22 protein-coding genes and 2 pseudogenes are annotated in these 21,381 nt (G+C 68.9%); 16 read left to right on the top strand and 8 right to left on the bottom strand.

Annotation, left to right across the window (positions count from 1 at the left end):
* Nucleotides 1-2 precede the first annotated feature (2 nt).
* The 4 genes from eboE (at nt 3) to C6376_RS39705 (ending at nt 6,006) form a co-directional block, all read left to right on the top strand.
* A complete protein-coding gene (gene eboE, locus C6376_RS39690; protein ID WP_107447966.1) occupies nt 3-1,172 on the top strand; it encodes a metabolite traffic protein EboE in 1,170 nt (389 codons plus the stop codon).
* Nucleotides 1,169-2,551, top strand: coding sequence for a nucleotide pyrophosphatase/phosphodiesterase family protein (locus C6376_RS39695; protein WP_107447968.1), 1,383 nt, complete (start codon nt 1,169-1,171; stop codon nt 2,549-2,551). Before eboE ends, C6376_RS39695 begins: the two co-directional genes overlap by 4 nt.
* A 53-nt stretch (nt 2,552-2,604) precedes the next feature.
* On the top strand, nt 2,605-3,768 hold the full coding sequence (locus C6376_RS39700; protein ID WP_107447970.1) for a sugar phosphate isomerase/epimerase: 1,164 nt from the start codon (nt 2,605-2,607) through the stop codon (nt 3,766-3,768).
* Between the two features lie 117 nt (nt 3,769-3,885).
* Nucleotides 3,886-6,006: a PQQ-dependent sugar dehydrogenase gene (locus C6376_RS39705; RefSeq protein ID WP_107447972.1), complete on the top strand. Its 2,121-nt coding sequence runs from the start codon at nt 3,886-3,888 to the stop codon at nt 6,004-6,006.
* Between the two features lie 325 nt (nt 6,007-6,331).
* Here C6376_RS39705 and C6376_RS39715 read toward each other — a convergent pair.
* From C6376_RS39715 to C6376_RS39735, 3 genes and pseudogenes are all read right to left on the bottom strand, one after another.
* Nucleotides 6,332-7,310 (bottom strand): annotated as a pseudogene (locus tag C6376_RS39715) (aldehyde dehydrogenase family protein); the annotation flags it as partial.
* 363 nt (nt 7,311-7,673) lie between these two features.
* On the bottom strand, nt 7,674-8,672 hold the full coding sequence (locus C6376_RS39720; protein WP_107447974.1) for a serine protease: 999 nt from the start codon (nt 8,670-8,672) through the stop codon (nt 7,674-7,676).
* Between the two features lie 1,351 nt (nt 8,673-10,023).
* On the bottom strand, nt 10,024-10,245 hold the full coding sequence (locus tag C6376_RS39735) for a hypothetical protein (RefSeq protein WP_159083404.1): 222 nt from the start codon (nt 10,243-10,245) through the stop codon (nt 10,024-10,026).
* A gap of 291 nt (nt 10,246-10,536) precedes the next feature.
* On the opposite strand from C6376_RS39735, the gene C6376_RS39740 reads away from it, so the two are divergent.
* From C6376_RS39740 to C6376_RS39750, 3 genes are all read left to right on the top strand, one after another.
* Nucleotides 10,537-11,664, top strand: a complete 1,128-nt coding sequence (locus C6376_RS39740; protein WP_107447984.1) for a phosphorylcholine phosphatase — start codon at nt 10,537-10,539, stop codon at nt 11,662-11,664.
* A gap of 200 nt (nt 11,665-11,864) precedes the next feature.
* On the top strand, nt 11,865-12,107 hold the full coding sequence (locus C6376_RS39745; RefSeq protein ID WP_107447986.1) for a hypothetical protein: 243 nt from the start codon (nt 11,865-11,867) through the stop codon (nt 12,105-12,107).
* Between the two features lies 1 nt (nt 12,108).
* A complete protein-coding gene (locus tag C6376_RS39750) occupies nt 12,109-12,504 on the top strand; it encodes a hypothetical protein (RefSeq protein ID WP_107447987.1) in 396 nt (131 codons plus the stop codon).
* Between the two features lie 358 nt (nt 12,505-12,862).
* On the opposite strand, the gene C6376_RS39755 is transcribed toward C6376_RS39750, so the two are convergent.
* On the bottom strand, nt 12,863-13,078 hold the full coding sequence (locus C6376_RS39755; protein WP_107447989.1) for a DUF5988 family protein: 216 nt from the start codon (nt 13,076-13,078) through the stop codon (nt 12,863-12,865).
* Nucleotides 13,079-13,684: 606 nt separating this feature from the next.
* On the opposite strand from C6376_RS39755, the gene C6376_RS39760 reads away from it, so the two are divergent.
* Complete coding sequence (locus C6376_RS39760; protein WP_216825569.1) at nt 13,685-14,242, top strand: hypothetical protein; 558 nt, start codon at nt 13,685-13,687, stop codon at nt 14,240-14,242.
* On the opposite strand, the gene C6376_RS39765 is transcribed toward C6376_RS39760, so the two are convergent.
* Nucleotides 14,169-14,990, bottom strand: a complete 822-nt coding sequence (locus C6376_RS39765; protein ID WP_254075816.1) for an IS5 family transposase — start codon at nt 14,988-14,990, stop codon at nt 14,169-14,171. The genes C6376_RS39760 and C6376_RS39765 overlap by 74 nt on opposite strands.
* 370 nt (nt 14,991-15,360) lie before the next feature.
* On the opposite strand from C6376_RS39765, the gene C6376_RS39770 reads away from it, so the two are divergent.
* The 3 genes from C6376_RS39770 (at nt 15,361) to C6376_RS44875 (ending at nt 16,512) form a co-directional block, all read left to right on the top strand.
* Nucleotides 15,361-15,846 carry a thioesterase II family protein gene (locus C6376_RS39770; RefSeq protein WP_254076263.1) on the top strand — a complete coding sequence of 162 codons (486 nt, stop codon included), beginning with the start codon at nt 15,361-15,363 and terminating at the stop codon, nt 15,844-15,846.
* Between the two features lie 138 nt (nt 15,847-15,984).
* The gene (locus C6376_RS39775) at nt 15,985-16,341 is read left to right on the top strand and encodes a hypothetical protein (RefSeq protein ID WP_216825718.1); all 357 of its coding nucleotides are present in this window, start codon (nt 15,985-15,987) and stop codon (nt 16,339-16,341) included.
* Between the two features lie 18 nt (nt 16,342-16,359).
* Entirely contained in the window at nt 16,360-16,512 is a 153-nt protein-coding gene (locus C6376_RS44875; protein WP_216825719.1) for a hypothetical protein, read from the top strand.
* Nucleotides 16,513-16,963: 451 nt separating this feature from the next.
* Here the strand turns inward: C6376_RS44875 and C6376_RS39780 are convergent, their stop codons facing one another.
* Nucleotides 16,964-17,947, bottom strand: a complete 984-nt coding sequence (locus C6376_RS39780) for a hypothetical protein (RefSeq protein WP_159083405.1) — start codon at nt 17,945-17,947, stop codon at nt 16,964-16,966.
* Here C6376_RS39780 and C6376_RS39785 point away from each other — a divergent pair.
* Nucleotides 17,926-18,339, top strand: a complete 414-nt coding sequence (locus C6376_RS39785; RefSeq protein ID WP_107447992.1) for a hypothetical protein — start codon at nt 17,926-17,928, stop codon at nt 18,337-18,339. The genes C6376_RS39780 and C6376_RS39785 overlap by 22 nt on opposite strands.
* A gap of 168 nt (nt 18,340-18,507) precedes the next feature.
* On the opposite strand, the gene C6376_RS39790 is transcribed toward C6376_RS39785, so the two are convergent.
* On the bottom strand, nt 18,508-18,921 hold the full coding sequence (locus C6376_RS39790) for a hypothetical protein (protein ID WP_107447993.1): 414 nt from the start codon (nt 18,919-18,921) through the stop codon (nt 18,508-18,510).
* 148 nt (nt 18,922-19,069) lie between these two features.
* Between C6376_RS39790 and C6376_RS44195 the strand changes: the two genes are divergently transcribed.
* The 3 genes and pseudogenes from C6376_RS44195 to C6376_RS39805 form a co-directional block, all read left to right on the top strand.
* Entirely contained in the window at nt 19,070-19,309 is a 240-nt protein-coding gene (locus tag C6376_RS44195) for a hypothetical protein (protein ID WP_159083406.1), read from the top strand.
* A gap of 89 nt (nt 19,310-19,398) precedes the next feature.
* Complete coding sequence (gene gcvH, locus C6376_RS39800; RefSeq protein ID WP_107447997.1) at nt 19,399-19,785, top strand: glycine cleavage system protein GcvH; 387 nt, start codon at nt 19,399-19,401, stop codon at nt 19,783-19,785.
* A gap of 334 nt (nt 19,786-20,119) precedes the next feature.
* Nucleotides 20,120-20,602 (top strand): annotated as a pseudogene (locus C6376_RS39805) (transposase); the annotation flags it as partial.
* On the opposite strand, the gene C6376_RS39810 reads toward C6376_RS39805, so the two are convergent.
* Entirely contained in the window at nt 20,599-20,994 is a 396-nt protein-coding gene (locus C6376_RS39810; RefSeq protein ID WP_107448002.1) for a hypothetical protein, read from the bottom strand. The pseudogene C6376_RS39805 and the gene C6376_RS39810 overlap by 4 nt on opposite strands.
* Before the next feature lie 214 nt (nt 20,995-21,208).
* Here C6376_RS39810 and C6376_RS44200 point away from each other — a divergent pair, with 214 nt between their 5' ends.
* Complete coding sequence (locus C6376_RS44200) at nt 21,209-21,373, top strand: hypothetical protein (RefSeq protein WP_159083407.1); 165 nt, start codon at nt 21,209-21,211, stop codon at nt 21,371-21,373.
* The last annotated feature ends 8 nt before the right edge of the window (nt 21,374-21,381 follow it).

Here is a 21,381-nt window from a genome sequence, read left to right on the forward strand (position 1 = left end):
GCATGCGCTTCCGCCACCCCGACGGCTCCACCGTCCACCTCGCCTACTGCACCAACGTCCACCCCGCCGAGACCCTCGACGGCGTCCTCGCCCAGCTGCGCGACCACTGCGAACCGGTCCGCAGATGCCTGGGACGCGACCGCCTGGGCATTGGCCTGTGGCTCGCCAAGGACGCCGCACGCGCGCTGATCACCGACCCGGTGACGCTGCGGGGACTGCGCGCCGAGCTGGACCGGCGCGGCCTCGAAGTAGTCACTCTGAACGGATTTCCCTACGAGGGGTTCGGCGCGCAGGAGGTCAAGTACCGCGTCTACCAGCCCGACTGGGCCGATCCAGAACGCCTCGCGCACACCACCGACCTGGCCCGGCTCCTGACGGCGCTCCTGCCGGACGACGTCACCGAGGGGACCGTCTCCACACTTCCGCTCGCCTGGCGCACCGACTTCGACGAGCACACTGCCGCCACCGCCGGTGCGGCGCTGACCACCCTGTCGGGGCGGCTCGAAGCGCTGGAGGAGCTGACCGGCAAGTCGATCCGCATCGCCCTCGAACCGGAGCCCGGGTGCACGGTGGAGACAACCGCGGACGCGATCGGAGCGCTCGCCGCCCTGCCAGGCGACCGTATCGGCGTGTGCATCGACACCTGCCACCTCGCCACGTCGTTCGAGGACCCGGCCACGGCGCTGACCGCGCTCGGGGCAGCCGGCGTCGGCATCCCCAAGGCGCAGCTGTCGGCAGCCCTGCACGCCGAGCACCCCCACCTCCCCGAGGTCCGTACCGCCCTCGCCGCCTTCGCCGAACCGCGCTTCCTGCATCAGACCCGCACCCTGACGCCCGGGGGACTGCGCGGCACCGACGACCTCGGCGAGGCCCTGGCCGGCGATGCCCTGCCCGACGACGCACCCTGGCGCGCCCACTTCCACGTCCCCCTGCACGCCCCGCCCGCCCCACCGCTCACCTCCACCCTGCACGTACTCCAGGAGGCCCTCGCCCTGCTGGTGGGAGGCGCGCAGCCGCGCACCCGTCATCTCGAGGTCGAGACCTACACCTGGCAGGCCCTCCCGCCCGAGCTGCGCCCCCGCACCAGGACCCAGCTCGTCGACGGCATCGCCGCCGAACTCACCCTGGCCCGCGACCTGTTGACGGACCTCGGCCTGAAGGAGCTGCCATGAGCAGCGGCCCCACTCCGCTCCTGGTCCTCGACGTGGTCGGCCTCACCCCCCGTCTCCTGGACGACATGCCCCGTCTCAAGGCGCTGGCGGTGTCCGGTTCGCAGGCGAACCTGTCCACCGTGCTCCCGGCCGTCACCTGCACCGCGCAGTCCACCTTCCTCACCGGCGAGCTGCCCGCCGAGCACGGCGTCGTCGGCAACGGCTGGTACTTCCGTGAGCTGGGAGACGTACTGCTGTGGCGGCAGCACAACGGTCTGGTCGCGGGAGACAAGCTGTGGGACGCCGCCCGCCGCGCCCACCCCGGCTACACGGTCGCCAACATCTGCTGGTGGTACGCCATGGGCGCCGACACCGACTTCACCGTCACCCCCCGTCCGATCTACTACTCCGACGGCCGCAAGGAACCCGACTGCTACACCCGCCCGGCAGCCCTGCACGACGAACTCACCGAGAAGTTCGGGACCTTCCCGCTCTTCCACTTCTGGGGACCGGGCGCGGACATCGTCTCCAGCCAGTGGATCGCCGACGTCACCCGCCACGTCATGCGCACCCGCCGGCCCGACCTGGCCCTGTGCTACCTGCCGCATCTCGACTACGACCTGCAGCGGTACGGCCCCGACGACGCCCGCTCCCACCGCGCCGCCGCAGAACTCGACGCCGTCATCGGCCCGTTGCTCGACGACGCCCGCGCGGAGGGCCGTTCGGTCGTAGCCCTGTCCGAGTACGGCATCACCCGCGTGAGCCGTCCGGTCGACGTCAACCGCGCCCTGCGGCGGGCCGGGCTTCTCGAGGTCCACACCCAGGACGGCATGGAGTACCTGGACCCGATGGCGTCCCGCGCCTTCGCCGTCGCCGACCACCAGATCGCCCACGTCTACGTCCGCCGACCCGAGGACTTGGCAGCCACCCGCGAGGCACTGACGGACCTGCCGGGCATCGACGAGATCCTCGACGACGACGGCAAGAAGGCGAACGGGCTCGACCACCCGCGCTCCGGGGAACTGATCGCGCTCGCCGCACCGGACGCCTGGTTCACGTACTACTACTGGCTCGACGACGCCCGCGCCCCCGACTTCGCCCAGCTCGTCGAGATCCACCGCAAACCGGGCTACGACCCCGTCGAGCTGTTCATGGATCCCGAGGATCCCTACGTGCGGCTCAGGGCGGCCAATGCGGTGGCCCGCAAGAAGCTCGGCCTGCGCTACCGGCTCGCCGTCGTCCCCCTCGACCCCTCACCCATACGCGGCAGCCACGGTCGCCGCCCCTCGAGCGACGAAGAAGGTCCGCTCGTCCTGGTCTCCACCCCCCGCGCAGTATCCGGCCGCGTAGCGGCCACCGAAGTGAAGTCCCTTCTCCTGCGGCTCGCCGGCCTCTCCTGAGGCGGCAGCCGTCGGGCGCCCGCAGCACCGCGACAACGAAAGAGAGAACCACTGTGACCGCGTTCAACGACGAAGCCGTCACCGGCGACGCCCTGCGCCGCACCCTCGGCGTCAGCCGCCGCCGCTTCCTCAGCACCTGCACGGCCGTTTCCGCGGCGTCGATCGCCGCTCCGGTCTTCGGCGCCGCGCCCGCCTTGGCGCAGAGCAGCTCCGAAGCGGCCGGCAACGACCGCAGCCGTTCCGCTCTGGTCCCGCCGCACAAGCGCGGCATCATCCTCTACACCGTCCGTGACGCGATCGGCCGCGACCCGCTGGCCTCCGACCTGCCCTCCGGGTTCCGCGAGGTGTTCCGGCAGCTGTCGCGCTTCGGCTACCGCCAGGTGGAGTTCGCCGGTTACGGCCAGCACGCCAACGCGCCGGGCGGCGCCGATCTGGGCACCGTCCAGGGCGCGAAGCTCCTGCGCTCCTGGCTCGACGACTACGGGCTTCGGGCCCAGGGCAGCCACGGCTACATCCCGCCGTCCTGGCCGCTGACCACCTCCGACCTGGACACCTTCAAGCGCTTCCTGGAGATGTCCAACATCCTCGGCATGGAGCACATGGGCACTGGCGCCGACCCCGCCAACACCCGCTACCGGGCCGACTGGGACGTCGCCGCTCAGAAGTGGAACACCCTGGGCGGCATCGCCCGCCGTGAGGGCATCAAGCTCTACACCCACAACCACGACGCGGCCTACGACTTCCTGCTCGACGGCGGTCCGCTCGACGCCCAGGGCAAGCCCACCCGCAGCTCCGGCATCCGGAAGCTGGAGTACTTCCTGAGCGTGACGGACCGCAAGAACGTCTATCTGGAGCTGGACGTCTTCTGGGCACACGTGGCCCAGTACAAGTTCCACACCTACACCGCCCACGACGGCTCGCAGCGTGAGAAGGTCTTCGACCCGGCCGCGCTCGTGGTCCGCAACACCAACCGCTTCCCGCTCTTCCACGCGAAGGACGGCGTGGTCAACCTCCAGAGCGGCCTGGGCTACGACATGGTGCCGTTCGGCACGGGCGACATCGACTACCGGAAGTTCTTCACCCGGGTGGGCGCGAAGAACTACCACAACCCGATGGTCGAGCAGGACAACGCGCCGAGCACGACCGCCCCCGGCCAGTCCCTGGAGTTCGCCAAGGTCGGCTACGACAACCTCGCGGCCCTGCGCGCCTGCAACTGACTTAACGTCACTTGTGGTGCCCGCCCGCCAGCTTGACGGTCGGGCGGGGGTGCTAAGCGTCCAACTCACTTATTCCGCTTGGCTTTTCACCCGCTGGCCAGACCAAAGGAGTTCTGAGTGCGTAACAGACGGATCGCCACCTTCATCGGGACGGCCGCCCTGGCCGGAGCCATCGGGCTGCTGCCCCTCCCCGCAGCCCAGGCCCACCCGTCGGACCCCACACCGCCGACTTCGTCGGACTTCCAGAAGGTCACCCTCAACGACCGCCCGGGCGAGCCCATGGCCCTGGCTGTCCTGCCCGACCGGCGCGTGCTGCACACCGCGCGCACCGGAGAGGTCCGCATCCACGACCCCAAGAGCGGCGTGAACTTCATCGCCGCCGACATGAAGAAGAGCCCCGCCGGGCTCTACCAGCACGACGAAGAGGGCGTGCAGGGCATCGCCGTCGACCCGAGCTTCGCCAAGAACCACTGGGTCTACCTCTATTACTCGCCCCGCCTCGACACCCCCATGGACGACCCGGCCACCCCGGGCGTCAACGAGGGGGACGCACCGCAGTTCGGCACGGCCGCGGACTTCGCCAAGTACAAGGGCGTCACCCGGCTGTCGCGTTTCAAGCTCGTGGGCAACAAGCTCGACTACGGCACCGAGCAGAAGATCCTCGACGTGCCGGCCGACCGCGGCATCTGCTGCCACGTCGGCGGCAAGATCGACTTCGATCACAAGGGCAACCTGTTCCTGTCGACCGGCGACGACTCCAACCCGTTCTCCTCCGACGGCTACGCCCCGCTCGACGACCGCGCCGACCGCAACCCCGCCTACGACGCACGGCGCACCGCGGGCAACACCAACGACCTGCGCGGCAAGGTCCTGCGCATCAAGGCCAAACGCAACGGCGGCTACGCGATACCCGACGGCAACCTCTTCGCCCCGGGCACGGCGAAGACCCGCCCCGAGATCTACGCCATGGGCCTGCGCAACCCCTTCCGCTTCGGAGTGGACGACAAGACCGGCGAGGTCTACGTCGGCGACTACTCGCCCGACGCCAAACAGGCCAACCCCAACCGCGGGCCCGCCGGCCAGGGGCGCTGGATGGTCATCGACCGCCCCGCCAACTACGGCTGGCCGTTCTGCGTGACCCGGGACCAGCCGTACCAGGACTACGACTTCGCCACCCAGACCTCGAGCGGCGCGTTCAACTGCTCGAAGCCGGTCAACGACTCGCGCCACAACACCGGTCGCAGCGAACTGCCCCCGGTCGAGAACGCGGAGATCGTCTACGGCTACGGCGCCTCCGCCGAGTTCCCCGAACTCGGCACGGGCGGCATCGGCCCCATGGGCGGCCCGGCCTACCGCTACGACAAGCACAACAAGGCCGCCAACCGTTGGCCTCAGTACTTCGACGGCAAGCCGCTCTTCTACGAGTGGACCCGCGACCAGATGAAGGCCATCACCCTCGGCAAGAACAACGCGGTCCAGAAGATCGAGGACGCGATTCCCTCGATCACCACGGACGGCCCGATCGACGCCGAGTTCGGCCCGGACGGCGCGCTGTACGTCCTGGAGTACGGCACCGGGTACTTCGCGGAACTGCCCGAGGCCCAGCTCTCCCGCATCGACTTCACGCGCGGCAACCGCACCCCCGAGCCCAAGGTCGCCGCGGACGTGGTCAACGGCACCAGCCCGCTGACGGTCGAGTTCTCCGGTGCCGGCACCAAGGACGCCGACGGCGACGCCCTGCGCTACGCCTGGGACTTCGACGCCGACGGCGCCGTCGATTCCAGGGAAGCCAACCCGAAGCACACCTTCGACAAGAACGGCGTCTACGACGCCACGCTGAAGGTCACCGACAGTACCGGCCGCTCGGCCTCCGCCTCGGTTCCGGTCGTGGTCGGCAACAAGGCGCCGGTCGTCTCCCTCACCACCGACCCGGCCCCGCACGGCGGTACGCCGTTCCACTGGGGTGACACGGTCACCTGGCAGGTCACCGTCACCGACGACCAGCCGGTGGACTGCGCGAAGGTGAGCGTTTCGTTCATCCTCGGCCACGACGCGCACGGACATCCGCTGTCCACGAGCAACGGGTGCTCCGGCTCGTTCAAGACCTTCGTGGACGGCGGCCACTCCGGTTCCGGCAACCTCAAGGCGGTCTTCAACGCCACCTACACCGACACACCCCCGGCCGGCCTGCCGCCCCTCTCGGGCAGCGCCGAGGTCGCCCTGACACCGGCCGGCTGACCTGGCGGAGAAACAGATGCGGGGCGCCCCACCTGAGGAGGGCGGCGCCCCGTCGCCGCTCCAGCGACCTCTTCTCTCGGTGGGGCCTTGCGGCCCTCCCGGCCGAGGGAGGGCATACGGACGTCGTGCGCGGCCCATCGAGTGCGGAACTCGGGGCTCAGCGTGGACAGATCGCCCACCTCCGACGCTCCAGCAGCGACAGGTACCGGCCCGAACGCGAGGCTTCCGTAAGGTAGTCCGGTTGCAGGCCACCGTTCTCCGCTCGCCACCGGTAGCCCGTCTTGCACCCGATCCCATGGCGCCTGGACGCCCATGTCGGCGGCCAGTCGAAACCCTGCTGCTCCGAGCGGGCGCGCAGCACGGTGAGCACCGGGCAGAGCTTCTCCCTGGTCAGCGACTCCTCCGGGCCGACCCGGTCCGTCTGGACCAGGATGAGCGAGGTGCCGGCGGGCACCCGGAAACCAGCGTGCTCCGCGACCCACTAGGGGCTCTGCCCGACAGCGGCGGCGTTGACCTTGGGCTCACAACCCGCACCCGCGGTGTCCGCTGGGAACAGGAAGGTCCCCAGCTTCGCCTGCTCCTCGGCGGTCGCCACGCGGCGTGCAGCGTGCGGAACTCGGCGAGCGCCGGGTCGTAGATCTCGTCGTCCAGGATGACGGCCTGCTCGGAGGCGCAGATCATGCCGTTGTCGAACGACTTGGACAGCACCGGGTCGTTGACGGCGCGGCGAAGCCTGGCGCTCCTGTGGACGCACGCGGGGACGTTGCCGGCCCCGACCCCCAGGACGGGCTTGCCCGCCGAGTAGCCGCCTTGACCATCGCGTTGCCGCCCGTGGCGGGTATCAGCGACACACCCGGGTGGCGCATCAGGGCGCCAGTCGCCTCGACGGACGGAGCCTCGATCCACTGGATGCAGTGCTCGGGGGCTCCCGAGGCGAGGGCGGCGTCGCGCAGGAGTGACCGCGCACACCAATGTCCTCGATGTCGTTGCGGGCGATGACGCCCACTGTCTTCATGGGAGCCATGCTGTGGGTGACGTGCTCGCAGGCGAACATGTTCTTAGCCGCCTTGTCCTCGAAGACGTCCCGTCCGGTCTCCTCCACCGCGAGGCGGGCCAGCGCGGTGTGCTGGTCCAGAGCGGCGACCGACACCTTCTTGAGATGTGGTCGACCTGTTCCTGGTCCAGGGCTTCGTAGTCCGCCGAGGCCTTGAGCCCGTTGGTGTCAGCTGGCCAACGGCGATGACGGTGTCCGACGGCGCCTCGGCGGTGGCCCTGGTCGCGGTGCGGTCGTCGTGGCGGGTCATGGGTGTGCGTCCGTGGTCGAGAGGTGGGGCCGCACCCTCCGGCGGCCCGTGCGAGAGCGGCGATCTGACCGGTCGAGCGGTCACCGCCTCGGCACAGCTCGACGATCTCGGGCTTGAACTCCGGCGTGAACGAGCGACGAGGGCGAGGCTTCTTCTTCCCCATGCTCTCCATGATGGACATCCTCCCGGGGCAGAACCCCTGATCTCGAATATCCGTCAAAGTGGATCAAGTCCAAGAGTGCAGAGAAAGCGTGTGCGACGGAGAAGAGGCTGACCTGGTGGTGCCAGCCTCTCCAGGTGCGGCCTTCGAAGTGGGTCAAGCCCACGGGACGGCACGGAGGCCGAGGGGATGCCCGTTCCGCCTCAGTGTGGCGCGCCCGGCAGTGTGCGGGGCCGGGCCGGCGGGGAGCCGGCCACCGCCGCGTCGTACAGATGCTGGACGTCGGGGCCGAAGTTCGGGCTGTAGGAGACGTCGGCGGTGGGCCCACCCGTCTTCCAGCCGCCTATGCTCCCCACCACCTCGCCCGTCCCGGTGCGCGTATTGAAGTTGGCCAGGAAGGGGCTGCCGCTGGTACCGGGCCTGTAGTCGTTGCAGGCGATGCGGAGATACGACCCGGGCGTGTGGTCCGTGGGTGTGAACCGGGTCGTGGAGTTGGTGCAGGTCAATGGTTGCCGATCCGCGCCCGGATAGCCGACCAGCCTGACACGGGCAAAGGCGTAACCGCGCCTGGTGGCCAGGGTGTTGCCGCCTACGACGTCCTGTACCTGTTGGCCGTCGTCGCGGGCATCGACCTGGACGAACGCCACATCCCATGGCGCGCCCTTGATATGCCCGCGGTCGTAGTAGCGCTGATCGATCCAGATCCGGCTGCGGTTTGCGGAGTCGGTGCGGACAGGGAAGATTCCGTGCGGTCGCGGGTTGGCCGCGGTCCACTGCGGCACGAAAGCCATCGAACTGCTCCTGGTCTTGGCGTCCAGGCAATGTCCGGCGGTCAGCACGATGTTGTGGTGCGGGCTCTTGATCACGCTTGCTGTGCAGAAGTAGGAGCCGCTGCCGCGTCGCATATACATCCGCCCGATCATCGCCAACCCGCCGAAGGGCGAGCTCGTCAGGCGTCCGCCCTTCAGGCGGCCGGAAAGAGTACGCGGTGACGAGGGCATCCCCGAGACATCAGGAAACGGCTTCGCCTCGGCCATACGCTCGTTGGTCCAGAACTGCTGCGCTGCCGCAGCCGTCCAGCGCGATGCGGTCGGACCGGCCGCCGATGCACTGGCCGTGTCGACCACGGCGGTCGTTGTGATCAGCCCGGCGATCGCGCTGGTGGTGGCCAGAGAGCGGAGCGCCTTGGTGCGTCTGTTCACTCGATGTGTTCCCCCGACGGGTGACCGGACATGATGAACCGACGATAGGGGCGATCACTCGATAATCGAAATATATGCCGGATGGGGGCGCGGCGATACACCCAAGTCCCGGTCGAGACCATCCTTGTCGAGTCAGCCCAGGACGCTGAACGAGCCGAGGCCATGCTCATCAACCACTATCGCGACAGCCACCAGCTGGGCATGATGCTGCTCCCGCCTGGGAAGCTGCCCGCGATGCGCCGCAGACTGCCGTCACCAAGACTCGGAGATGTTGTTGCCGCCAGCCATGTCGGCCAGGCGGTGGTCGTGGCGCAGTACGGCCAGGACGATCACCGCGATCTTCCCGGGCGGCAGGATCCGCCACCGGGACCGGATGGCCGCACCTCGCGGACGTGCCGAGCCGTGACCGGCCCAGCAGCCTCCCGCACGACGGCCAGGATGCGCTGGCAGTCCGGCGGGAGCATCGTCTCCTCCACGTCGGGCGTGCGGTGCGGGATCGTCATCACCGCCCGGCCGCCCGGCCGCCCGCCTGACCGGGCGTCGGCCCGGCCGAGGTCCGCTCCTCGGCAGGCTGCTCGCTCATCCGCTCGAGAACTTTCTCGGCGACGGTGAGTTCGTCGCGCTCGGCCCGGACCCCCGCCGGCTGCTCGGCCAGCTGCTCTTCGAGTTCGTCCGGTTCCGCACGCCGCGCGGTGATCCGTTCCAGCAGTTCGGGATCCGTACACCGGATCGCAGAAGGCCGTCGGCCCGCCGTGAGCAGGAACCGGCAAGCCGCCCGCTGACGGACGATCTACAGCCCAGACTCCCGCCCATGACCAGCACGAGCGCCCCGGAACACGGTCACACCAGCCCTGCTGACCAGCGATTTTCAGGTTGGCGGAGGCTCACTCCCGCGCACCGACCGCACCGGTGCGCGCACCACCGCGCTGAGTGGAGGCGCACCGGATGGGCTCGGTGCGTCTCCACCGCACCGGATCGGTGCGCTCGGCCGCACCGGTGTGCGCCCACCCGGTGCGGTGGTGCGGTCAGCGGTGCAGAGCCGCCACGTTCTCCACCGCTGGCGGGTCCTGCTCGGCGAGAGCGGTCACGACCCGCACCGGGCGGTTGCTTCGCCCGCGTCGTGAACGCTTACGACAGAGCCACCACTGCGATCGGCTCGTTGTGCGGCCTGTCAACGGGCCCGCGCCGCCTGTTCATCGCGTAGCGCCTGCAGAGCCTGGACGGCGTCCGTGGGGGCGTTGGCGAGGATCTGGCCGACGAAGTGCGCGATAGTGCGGGCGATCCCCGGCGCGGCAGTCGCGGGGGCGTGCGTGGCTTACTCGCGGATCGCCGTCGGGTAGGTGACGCCGACCTAGTCCAGGACGAAGGCGTGGGCGCAGGGGGCGGAGTCGTCGGGCGGTGCGGTCACGGGGAAGACGACCGGTTCCGCGATGCCCGGCAGTAATCCCGGCAGCTGCTCTGCCTCGGGCGCGAGCTGCGCCGCGGTGGCGCCGTCTGCGGCCTCCACCGCCGGGACGTGATCGAAGCCGTGCTGGACCAGGTGCGGGGGCAGTGAGGGAACGATCGGGGACATGGGCATCTGTGGACGTACGGGGGCCGGCCCGGTTGTCCCCGCAGCCAGGTGTGACCGGAAGGCTCTGGCCGGCAATCAGTGTCTCGCCTGTCCACTCGCCGAAGAACACGATCGGCCAAACGTGTTCGGTCGTCCCTGCAGGTCGACGTGGCTGACGGGTGACCAGAGTCGCCCAGTGAATTTCGTATTGCGCAGCATGTTGCGTATCAAGCAATGGCGGGTTCATGATTGCCGCGTTTGACGGGGTGTTCGGACGGCCCGGTGTTCGGACCTCGTTACCAGGGAGGCCAGATGGCAGCACGCAGGGGAAGACGGTTCGGTCTGTCGGCGATGGGCAGCGCACTGGCGGTGCTGCTGATCGCGAGCGTCGTCGGGCTGTGGCCACCCCAGGAAGCGACGGCGGCGAGCCCGCACGGGAAGGCCGTGGTGGACCAGCTGCGCCACTGGCCCGCTCCGGTCGCCGAGAAGCTCGGCCAGGTCATCGCGGACCACGCCCACCAGGGCGAGTACGCGGTCTTCGACGCCGACAACACCACCTACCGCTACGACCTGGAGGAGTCCCTGCTCCCCTACCTGGAGATGCGGGGCAAGCTCAAGCGCTCCACGATGGACCCGTCCCTGAGGCTCATCCCCTTCAAGGACACGAAGCACCACAAGGAGAGCCTCTACAGCTACTACAACCGGCTCTGCGAGATCGACGACCAGGTCTGCTACCCCTGGGTCGCCCAGGTCTTCTCCGGATTCACGCTGAAGCAGCTCAAGGGGTACGTCGACGACCTCCTGGCGTACGGCAAGCCCGTCCCGGCCGAGTACTACGACGGTGACCGACTGACGCAGACCCAGGTGCAGCCGCCGCAGTTCTACCGGGGCATGCAGGAGCTGTACCACGTCCTGCGGGACAACGGCATCGAGGTCTACGTCGTCAGCGCCGCCGGCGAGGAGCTGGTCCGGGACGTCCTGTCCGACCCCGCACACGGCTACGGCGCCGAGCCCCAGAACGTGATCGGCGTCTCCATGCTGCTCAAGGACCCGGTCACGGGGAAGCTCACCACCGCCCGCAAGGAGATCTCCGAGGGCCGCTACGACCCGCGTGAACTGGCCGACGACAAGCTGACCTCGAGCCTGTGGGCCCCGCTGACCTGGTTCCAGGGCAAGCCCGCCGCCATCAGCACGTACATCGACCAGTGGCGCAAGCCGATCCTGGTCGCGGGCGACACTCCGGTCAGCGACGGCCCCATGCTCTTCCAGTCCCTCGACGTGGAGCACGGCGGTGCCAGGATCTGGGTGAACCGCAAGGACAAGTACCTCACGCAGATCCAGGACATGCAGAAGGCGAACGCGGCCCGGCAGGAGGAGCTCGGCCAGCCGGTGACCGCCGACAAGAACTGGCTCGTGGTCAAGCCGGACGAGATCCGCTGACCCACGGCCGCACCACTACCGCACATCGACCGCACCACGACCCACCCCGGCCGGCCGGGGCTCGGCGTCAGCCCTCCGTGCGGCTGGGCAGTCGTCAGCCCGGGCGGGGGAAGTGTCAGGTGTAGCCGTTCGGGTAGCGCACCCGCTGGAGCGCGCCTGACACCTGGTGCGGCGACAAGAAGCGCCTGCCCGTCCTGCTGGTGTTCAACCGCATCGGCGAGCGCAACCCCAACCGCATCTTCCCGCGCCTGCAAGAGATGACCCGTCAACTGTGCCAGGGGCAGCGGCATACGGGCTTCCACGACTACTACGGGAGCATTCCGATCATCGTGACTGGGCTGAAGAACCTGCGCGAGCACGGTCCGAAAGGATCGGTTTTCCTCCGCTTCGGCCGCGACCACACGCAGCCCCCTGCGGGAGGCGATCGGCAATCCCCGCTGTGAGGTGGCCGATGCCCGTGCCCGCGTAGTGGTCAGGGTCCGGGAGGAGGAGTTCCAGGCACAGGCGCGCCGGGCGGCTCAGGAGCAGGCGGCGAAGCAGGCAGCCGAGCGGGAGGCCCGTCGTCCCGTCTGCACCGGCTGCGGGGCGAAGTTCACCGACGAACGGTGGGAGGCGGCACAGGGACAGGCGAAGGACTGGGGAGCCTCGAAGGACTCCCACCCGCATTTGTGTGACAGTTGCAAGCACGCAGCGCAGCCCGGGCCGCCGACGGGTGTCTGGGCGGCGGTGCGGGGTGTCGGCGTGCCGGGCCTGGATCGCGGTGGTGGTGGGCGTCGCCCGCTGGGGGTCGGGCCGGACCTCGTGGTGTCTGCCTCCAGCCAGGTGTGGAAACCGGCGTAGAGGTGGGTTGCCGGGGGCGGGTGAGCGCGTTCCCCGGCGGGGTCAGTGCTCCGGTGAGAGGGCCGGGAGTCGTCGGCGAGGCAACGCTGGCGGAGCGGTGGGGGTGTGGGCTGTGGTGTTGTGGGCCCTGCGGGTGGGTGTGGGTCGGGTGTGTCAGTGTCGGGTGCGGTCGTTGGTCTGGTTTCCGGTCGCGTCGCCGGGCGGGCTTTCCGGCATGAGGTGAGGGGGGTTGTCGGGGAGTGTGGTGCGGGTGGTTCGGTCGGGGGTGACCCGTTCCGTTGTTTCGGTTTCCAGCATGAGCTGTGGTGTGGTGTGTTGGTCGTGGCGGCGTTCGGTGTTGGTGTGTGCTGGGGGTGTGTTATTCGGCGACGCAGGTATAGCCGGTCCAGGTGTAGACGTGGAGTTGTTGGTCGTTGTTGTGGGTGATGGTGGTGTGGGTGGGTTCGAAGTGTTCGTAGCGGTTGCCTTTGAGGAGTTTGATTTTGGTGGTGGTGTCGGCGATGTAGCGGATGCGGTCTTCGTCGGTGAGTTGGAAGGCGGGTCCGCCTTTGAGTATGGCGTTGGGTTGGTTCATGGGGTGTCTCCTTTGGGTGCGGGTGCGGGTGCGGGTGCGGGTGCGGGTGCGGGTGCGGGGTGTGGGGTGTGGGTCTGCTTTGGTTGTGGGGGTGTTGTGGTGTGAGCAGGATAGGAGGGGGTCCTAAACCGGTTCTTAAGGAACCGTCTAAACTGGGTTTATCACTAGGCTGGCGGCCGTGATGGCGATGGTGGGGCGTCTGGTGCCGGACGGTTTGCGGGAGTTGTTCCAGCGAGTGGCGCCAGCTGCTCCGGTGTGGTCCCCGGGGAGTTGGCCGAGCCGGGTGGGGGTGTGGCGGGCGCTAGTGTGGCTTTATGGCGTGGGTTCACCGTCTGGGCGTATGAGCGTTCATGGCACTGGCGTTGATCGTGATGGTGAGTTGTGGGTTCGGCGTTTTCATCCGTCGGGGGGTGCGGGGGTGCGGGGGTGAGGGGGTGCGGTTGGTGTGTCTTCTGCATGCGGGTGGGACGGCGTCGGTCTTCTTCTCTTAGAAGCCGTTGTCTTTCCGGATGTGATCACTGAGTTTCCGCTGCTCAGGCATGGTTCCGGTGTCGTCGTGGGAGCGTTCGGGCGATCAGTTCGTCCTGGATGATGCGGAGGTGGCCGGTGGCGTCGGTGATGGGGTTGCTGGAGGAGCGGGAGGCCGTTGCCCGGGTGCGGGTGGAGGAACTTCAGGTGGAGGCGGACCGGATCTTGTCCGAACTCGCCGCGGCCGAGGCGGTGTTGGAACGCCGGGCGATCGCTCGGGCGGAGCTGGCCGAGGCCCTGGCCGCCCCTGGTGATGCGGCGGATGCGGCCGTGCGGGAGGCGCCAGAACCGGTGCCGGAGACCACAGCGGTGAAGGTCCCGGTTGCGGGGTCGATCGTGCCGCACTTCGGGGAGGGGACGACGGTGGAGGCGCTCGCGCCGGATTACCGGCGGATCGTGGAGGTGGTGGAGTCCGGTCCGGGAGGCGGTGAGGGGGTGCCGGCGAAGGAGATCGCGTCCGGGCTGGGGCTGGAGTTGGTGCCGGCGAAGATCGAGGGGGTGCGGTCCAAGGCGAGGCGCCTGGCCGAGCGGGGCTGGCTGGCGGTGTCGCCGTCTGGACGGTTCACGCCGCGGCAGTCCACTGTGACCGCTCCTGCCGGGGCCGGGAGGCTGTCCGGGCAAGACGGCGGCTCATGAGCATGGCCTGCGAGAAGTAGATGAACGCCTCGCTGGAGGCGGGCAGTGTCTCGAAGTCGCGCACCAGGCGCCGCGAGCGCATCAGCCATCCCAGGGTGCGCTCGACCACCCACCTTCTCGGCAGCACCACGAACCCCTTCATGTCGTCGCTGCGTTTGACGATCTCCAGCGTGAGCTGGAGTTTCTCCTTCGCCCAGTCGACCAGGCAGCCGGTGTAGCCGCCGTCGGCCCACACCAGCGTGATCGTGCGGAACCGCGCCCGCAGATGGGGCAGCATGACGCGGGCGGCCTGCCGGTCGGTCACGTGTCCGGCCGTCACCAGCACCATCAAGACGAGGCCGATGCTGTCCGTGATGACGTGCCGGCGCCTTCCGTTGATCTTCTTGCCGCCGTCGTAGCCGCGTGAGGCGGCGGGCACCGAGGAGGCGCCCTTCACCGACTGCGAGTCGATGATCGCTGCCGTCGGCTCTGGCTGACGGCCCTCGGCCTCACGGACCCTTCCGCGCAGCCGGTCGTGGAACTCCCGGGCCAGGCCCGCCCGTCGCCACCTGCGAAAGTAGGCGTACACGCGGTCCCATGCCGGGTAATCGACAGGCAGGGAGCGCCACTTGATCCCATTGTCGGTGACGTAGAAGATCGCGTCCAGCATCTGCCGGTGGCAGTAGCCCTCCGGCTGTCCGCCCCGGCCCTCCAGCCAGGCCGGGACCGGCATCGCGTCGCGCACCACCGCCCATTCCTCATCCGTCATGTCGGAGGGATACACCGGCGCCCTCTCCGGGCGGTCGGCCGCGTTCCCGAACCGGTGAGCGAGGCAATCGCACGCCGACACGCGGGAGTTGGACGGGAACAGGTCCGTCACGCAAGACTGGGACAACAGGGCCTCCTGGCGCTCGAGTTGGCTTCGCAACCCTCGTGCTGCACCGGAGGTCCTGCTTTCATGCGCCCGCGCGGCCAAGATCACTCGACCTGGGACCCCGTTCGATCAGAACCGCGCTCATGATCGATAGGCATACGGCTTCTTATGCGCGGGTTCTCTCGGCATGCGCGGATGTGTTGGCGGTGCAGTATCCCGGGCGTCAGGATCGGCGTCATGAGCCGGCGTTGACGTCGGTGGGTGTTTGGCGGACCGGGTCTTCGAGGTGTTGCGGCCTTTCGGCGATCTGCCGGTGGTGTTGTTCGGTCACAGGATGGGCGGGATCCTCGGGTTCGAGGTCGCTCGGCGGATGGAGCGGGCGGGCTGGCCGCCGTTGGGGCTGATCGTGTCCGGGCGTCGTCCTCCTGACGTGGATGCCGTGGACGATGTGCACACGCGTGGCGATCAGGCGTTGATCGCGGAGATGAGCGCGTTGTCGGGCACGGATCCGGGGGTGTTGGCCGACGAAGAGGTTCTGCGGATGGTGCTGTCGGCGCTGCGTGCGGATTTCACCGCCGTCGAGACCTACCGTTACCGGCCGGACGGTCCGGGGGTTCCGCTGAGCTGCCCGTTGAGCGTGTTGACGGGGAAGTCCGATCCGCGGGTCGGCGTGGAGCAGGCGATGGCGTGGCGGGACTTCACCAGCGGTCCGTTCACGTTCCGCAGTTCCCGGGCGGGCATTTCTTCCTGACTCCGCAGCAGGACGCCGTCAGGCTCGGCTGGGCGCGTCGGTCACCGCTGCGCCGCCGCGTCGTGGCGGGCTGCTCCTCGTTCTCGCGGTGGATCCGGCGAAGCCGCTCGGCGCGGCAAGGCACTGCACGACGGGACGATGTTCGCCCGCAACACCTGGCTCACCCGGTGGGCGTTCGACATTCTGGGTTCCGACGATCAGTTCCGTCTCTACGAGTTGGAGGACCTGGTCCTCGACCGGGACATGGTCTGGCCGGGATGCGAGGGAACCCTGACGGACTTCGGCTGGGGGTTCCTCGGGGACATCGAGAAGCACGCGAAACAGCGCATCGACATGCTCGCGCACTTCGAGCAGAGTCTGTCGCCGGACGACTTCCTTGTCTTCGCCAGCGCACCATGGTTCGGGGCCCGCGACGACCACTACGGGATGCCGAGGTGGCCTGCCTGCGTGGAGGCAGCGGTGTGTCGGCTGCGCGGCAAGGACGAGGAGTTCTGACGCGTGGAGGGCGACTGGATGACCCAGATGGGCCCAGCTCCGGCTGCCGTCACCGCGGACCTCGAGGCGACCCGGGAACTGCTGCTGGAGTCGCCGTGGAAACTGGGTGCCGAGAACCTGGACTGGTTTGCCTGGAACCCGATCCTGCGACCACGCTGCACGCAGGCATAGGCGGGCGTGCAACGTTCGGTCTGTGCCGAAGCCACGGGACGTATTGGCTCGCCGCACTTGCTGCCCTGCCGGGGGCGTCGAGTGATGATCAACCCGCAGGCCACATGACCGCGGAGCCAGCAGCGGAGAGCTGAGTTGTCTGGGCAGGCCATCGCCGCTTTCCTCACCAGGCGCCGCCAGCCGCGAGGGCCTGCGATTCGAGGCGCGCTCCCTGGCGCTCGTGACGCTGTTCCGTGCTCATCGTCGCCCACGAGAGTGACCGACGGAGGCGAGCTCGCGGCGGCTGGGCGGGTGGTGCCAGGACGGGATCGGGGTGGCGTCGACGCCGATGTCGCTTCCCCGCGCTCGCTGAACGCCAGCCCGTCGCGCACCCGCAGCAGCGCCGTCCACGAGGCGGATCTCGCCGCGTGGAACGGACGCGGCCATCGCCGTGCAGGGCCTCGATCGAGCATCAGGTCTCATGCCGCCCTCTCGCAGCGGGCGGTTCGGCGGTGCTGACGTCCAGGACCGTCACGCCCAGCACGTGCATCGGCTCGACGCTGACCTCCAGCAGCACTCGCGTGATGATGAACGGGGAGCCGGAACAGGCGTGTTCCTCCCCCCGGGCTCTCCAGCGGATTCGGCTGGGCACCCACAGCCTGTCGTCGACGTGATAGGCCAGAGGTCTGCCGAGCCGGCCGTCGAAGGCCAGGGGACCCGTGCCGGGCGCCGGGAAGTCCGGGGCGAAAGGTCGCGCAGGTCCCGTGAGTACGGCTGCCTGCACCTGCTGGGCAACCGGCTCCGACCGCGCCAGAAGGTTCAAGTCCTCGGCGCTTACCGTCACTTTGGTGCCCCAACGCTTCAACAGCGCGGGAATGCCGTCCTGCATCAGACCCAGGAAGAGTGATCTGTCCGTGCCCAGACGATGTTGTGCTTCTGCACGCAGGTCGGGGTGGAACGCGGTGCGCGCGGCGAAGTTCTGGTTGCCGGAGAGGAACCAGAGCATCTGGTTGCGGTCTTCGAAGGCGGCGAGCAGGGTCAGCCAGACCACGGTGTCCCGGATGCCGTGGGCTTCGGCCTTGCCGTCGTCTCCGTCGCCCGATGCGGCGCGGGCGGGGAGACGGCGTTCGGCCACTCGGTCCAAGGCCTCCTCCGCGGCGCCTTCGGGCGTCGGCAGGATCGCGAAGAACGCGTGGAGAGCCTCACGTCGGCGGCGGGCGGCGTCTTGCGGTGAGTGCCCCGTCGGCTGCCGGGCCTCGAAGCGGTGGTGCGCGAGGTGCTCGGTCGCCACTGCCTGGGGCACTGCGAGGGTGTGCCCGTGCAGGTGAGCCGTCGTGTGCAGCATCCTGAACACGCCCCCGTCAGGGAAGCCGGCCAGTTCAAGCTGGTCGGTGTCGAGGACGATCAGTGCCCCTCGGTCCGTGTCGGGCAGATATGGGTTGGTCATGCGTCCCATCGATCAGCTCCCCTTCCCTGCCGCAGCCGCGGCCCATTCTCCACCCGGCCCTGCCGTGCGAGGACGAAGCCGGCGCCCTCCGCAGCGTCGCACGCCTGGACAAGGCCGCCGCCGACGGCGGTCAGGAGCGCGACCTGCGCGACCTGCTCAAACCCCAAGAGCTCACCAGCACCGAACTGCTCCACGCCTTCCTCCACTCCTACGGATGCGACGCAGACGACTGGACGGCCTGGCACCAGACCCGAACCCGACTCAAGATCGCCCAACTGCTCAACCGGCCCCGCCAGCCTCTGGGCCTCCTGCGCCGCGACCGCTTCATACGCACGGCCGCTACGACCCTCCTCACCCTCATCCTCCTCGTCGCGATAGCGACCCTGACGCTGACCAAATGACTCCTGGGCAGCGGTGAGCTTCAGCGCAGCGCGGCGCCCGTCGTCGACACAAGCGACAGACGCCGGGCAGAGGCTTGTCGAAAATGCCCATGCGACAGCCCTTCCGCCGCCAGCGCCGGCCCTGGCTGCGTCACGAGAAGCGCTGCGCGTCGGCTGCGGCGCCGGTGATCATTCCACGGTCAGTAAGAAGACCGCTGTGCCCAGGATGAGGAGTAGCCCGCACAGTACGGCCACGAGGAGGAGCGTGCCGGCGACACGGGCAATCAGCGTGCCCCAGAACTCTGTCCGCCGACCGTCGGGAGTGTCGGTGCGCCAGTTCGACGGGATGTCGAGGTGTCCCTCGGCGATGGCCGGCGCGGCCCTGCGGACGTCTCCTGGGTGGAAGTGGTAGAAGGTCGGCTCCGCCCCCCATGTGCCCCGGCTTGCCCCGCCGGATCTGCGGACGCGGACGTCCGCACGATGGGCGACACCCGGCAGCCAGTCCTTGCGCACCGGCCACAGCTTCGCGACCTCGTCACTGCTGAGCCAGGGCTCCTCCTCATGCGCTGACTCCCGTGTCCCCGGCTCCGGTGAGCTCGGCATGCCTCCCCCTCGATGCAGCAGGCCTCCAGTACACATCAGCTGCCCGGCAAGCCGATAGAGCGCCTGCGCCATCGTGCGACGGGACAGGGCCCCTCAGCCCCAACGCATACGAACGCCGACACCACGCCGCTGAGATCACACTCGCCGCGTGATCAATGACCGCGTGCCCACCATCACGGGGGAAGGCCCACCCACCTCATGGGCAGACTTCACCATCGGCCCGATCCCCGATCGCGTACCAGGCATCCGCCTCCTCGCCGAGCAGACCGGCCCTGTCGCCCCCGAGGAACTCGACGACCTCGCGCCCATCGTCGACCAGGCGGCGCCCGACACCGGACGCCCTCCGCAGGTCCGGACCCGACCGGCTGGTCGTCATCCACACGGTTGACCGTCATGCCTGAAATGCACGACTCTGGGTGCCGCACCCTTCAGGCTGTCCCTGCACCGCAATCCGACGCCCTGCCTGATGGAGCAGCCATGACCAGCGTGCCCGCTGAACTCAAGTACACCGACGACCACGAGTGGATCCGTATCGAGACCGGCGGAATCGTGGCCGTCGGCATCACCGACCACGCCCAGAAGAACCTGGGCGATATCGTCTTCTTCGAACTGCCCGAGGTCGGCCGGAAGGTCGAGGCGGGTGATCCCGTCGGCACGGTCGAGTCGGTCAAGGCGGCGTCCGAGATCTTCTGCCCGGTCAACGGAGAGGTCGTCCAGGTCAACGAGGAGGTCACCGACGAGCCCGAACTGGTCAACTCCGAGCCCTACGACGCGTGGCTCTTCAAAATCAGGACGGACGGGAAAGCCTCCTCCAACGGCCTGCTCGACTCCAAGGCCTACGAGAAGCTGGTCAGCGGCGAGTGAACGCCCGAGGGGCGCCCGATCATCATCGGGCGCCCCTCACCGTCGTACGACGGAAGCGATCAGAGCTGCCGTGGACGCCGACGCGGGGTGGAGCAGCTCGGCGGCTCAACGAGATGTCCACAGTGCGCGAAAGGCGTTGGGCTGTAGTGGCCAGAGGTTTCGGTGTCCGGATGAGCGGGTCAGTTGAGCGACGGACCCGCCGTGCCTGAGGGCCATGAGCGCTGCTTCGGCGATCTTGTCGTGGCCGGCGGCGAAGGACTTGCCCAGGACCATCGTCCGAGCTCACCAGCGCGCCGCCGGTGCCCGTCAACAAAGGGGCCCTGACCGCGAGCCGGTCGACCATGCCCTCGGACGGTCCTGCGGAGGGCCGACCGCCAAGATCCACCTCGCCGCGGACGGCAACTGCCGACCGCTCGCTTTCGTGCTCACACCTGGCCAAGCAGGCGACGCACCCGCGTCCGCCCAGGTCATGACCCGGCTTCGGGTGCCCCGGTCCATCGGACAGGAGCCCGCCATACGCTGCCCTGGCCGACAAGGCCTACTCGTCCCGCGCGATCGGGACCATCTCCGCCGACGCGGGGTTGGGGCGGTGATTCCTCGATCCTCCGATCAAATCGCCAGGCGCAAGAAGACAGGCCGATCCGGCGGCCGCCCGCCGGCCTTCGTCCGCGAGGCGCACAAGCGGCGCAGCACCGTCGAGCGGTCCATCGACACGTTCAAGCAGTGGCGCGGCCTGGTCGCTACGACAAGGCCGCCGCCGTCTGTCTCGCCGCCGTCTTCATCTGGTCAGCGAGATCACTTGAAGGAAACGGCCTAACAGTGGGGCAGCAGGTTGACGTCGTACCTGAACCCGTACGGGTCGAGGTTCACGTCGCTCACCCACACGTTCCGGTTGCCCGTGTCGTCGTCCGTGCGGAGCCACACCGAGCTCGTATGGCCGTTGCCCGTGTAGGTGACACCGTACGTGTAGCAGTAGAAGTAGCTCCGGCCCGCGTACAACGTGCCGGCGTGCGAGTCGTTGTGCCAGTCGGGGGTCCAGTGGCTCCACTGGTCGATCACCGTGTTGAAGTAGACCAGTGAGGCAGTCTGGCGCGCTGCGGTCGGGGCGGCCGATTCCGGTTGGGAGGCCGCCGCTTGGGAGGCGCCGGCGAGCAGTCCGGCTGTCGCCAGCACGGCGAGGAGTCCGCTTCGTTTCGTTCGTGTGAGCATGGGTCCATCTCCCCCTGTTCGTTGCCGCGGTGCCGCGGCCCGTCCCGTCGGCGGTCGGTCGTCGCCGTCGACGCAGAGTGAGCCTGAGCCGGCCCGCCGGCAGTTGCAGGCTTCTTCTCATTGGCTGCCCGGATGACCGAGCAGGTCCTAACCTTCGGCACCGACGGCCGGGAGTCTTGTACGAAAGCGCAATCACAGCGGAGGAACGACAGCAGTGACCGAACCGATCGACCAGCCCGGCGAGTACAGCGCACATCCCGCCGCATCCTTGCGCGTCGTCGTCGGCTGTCGAGGCCACCGAATGGAGGGCGCGAGGCCCGCGCCGGTCACTCTTCCCTCGGCGACCGTCACCCCGTTCCTGGCGTGGGGCAGCCGCTGACCATCCAC

It is taken from the genome of Streptomyces sp. P3, from assembly GCF_003032475.1.
Taxonomy (GTDB): domain Bacteria; phylum Actinomycetota; class Actinomycetes; order Streptomycetales; family Streptomycetaceae; genus Streptomyces.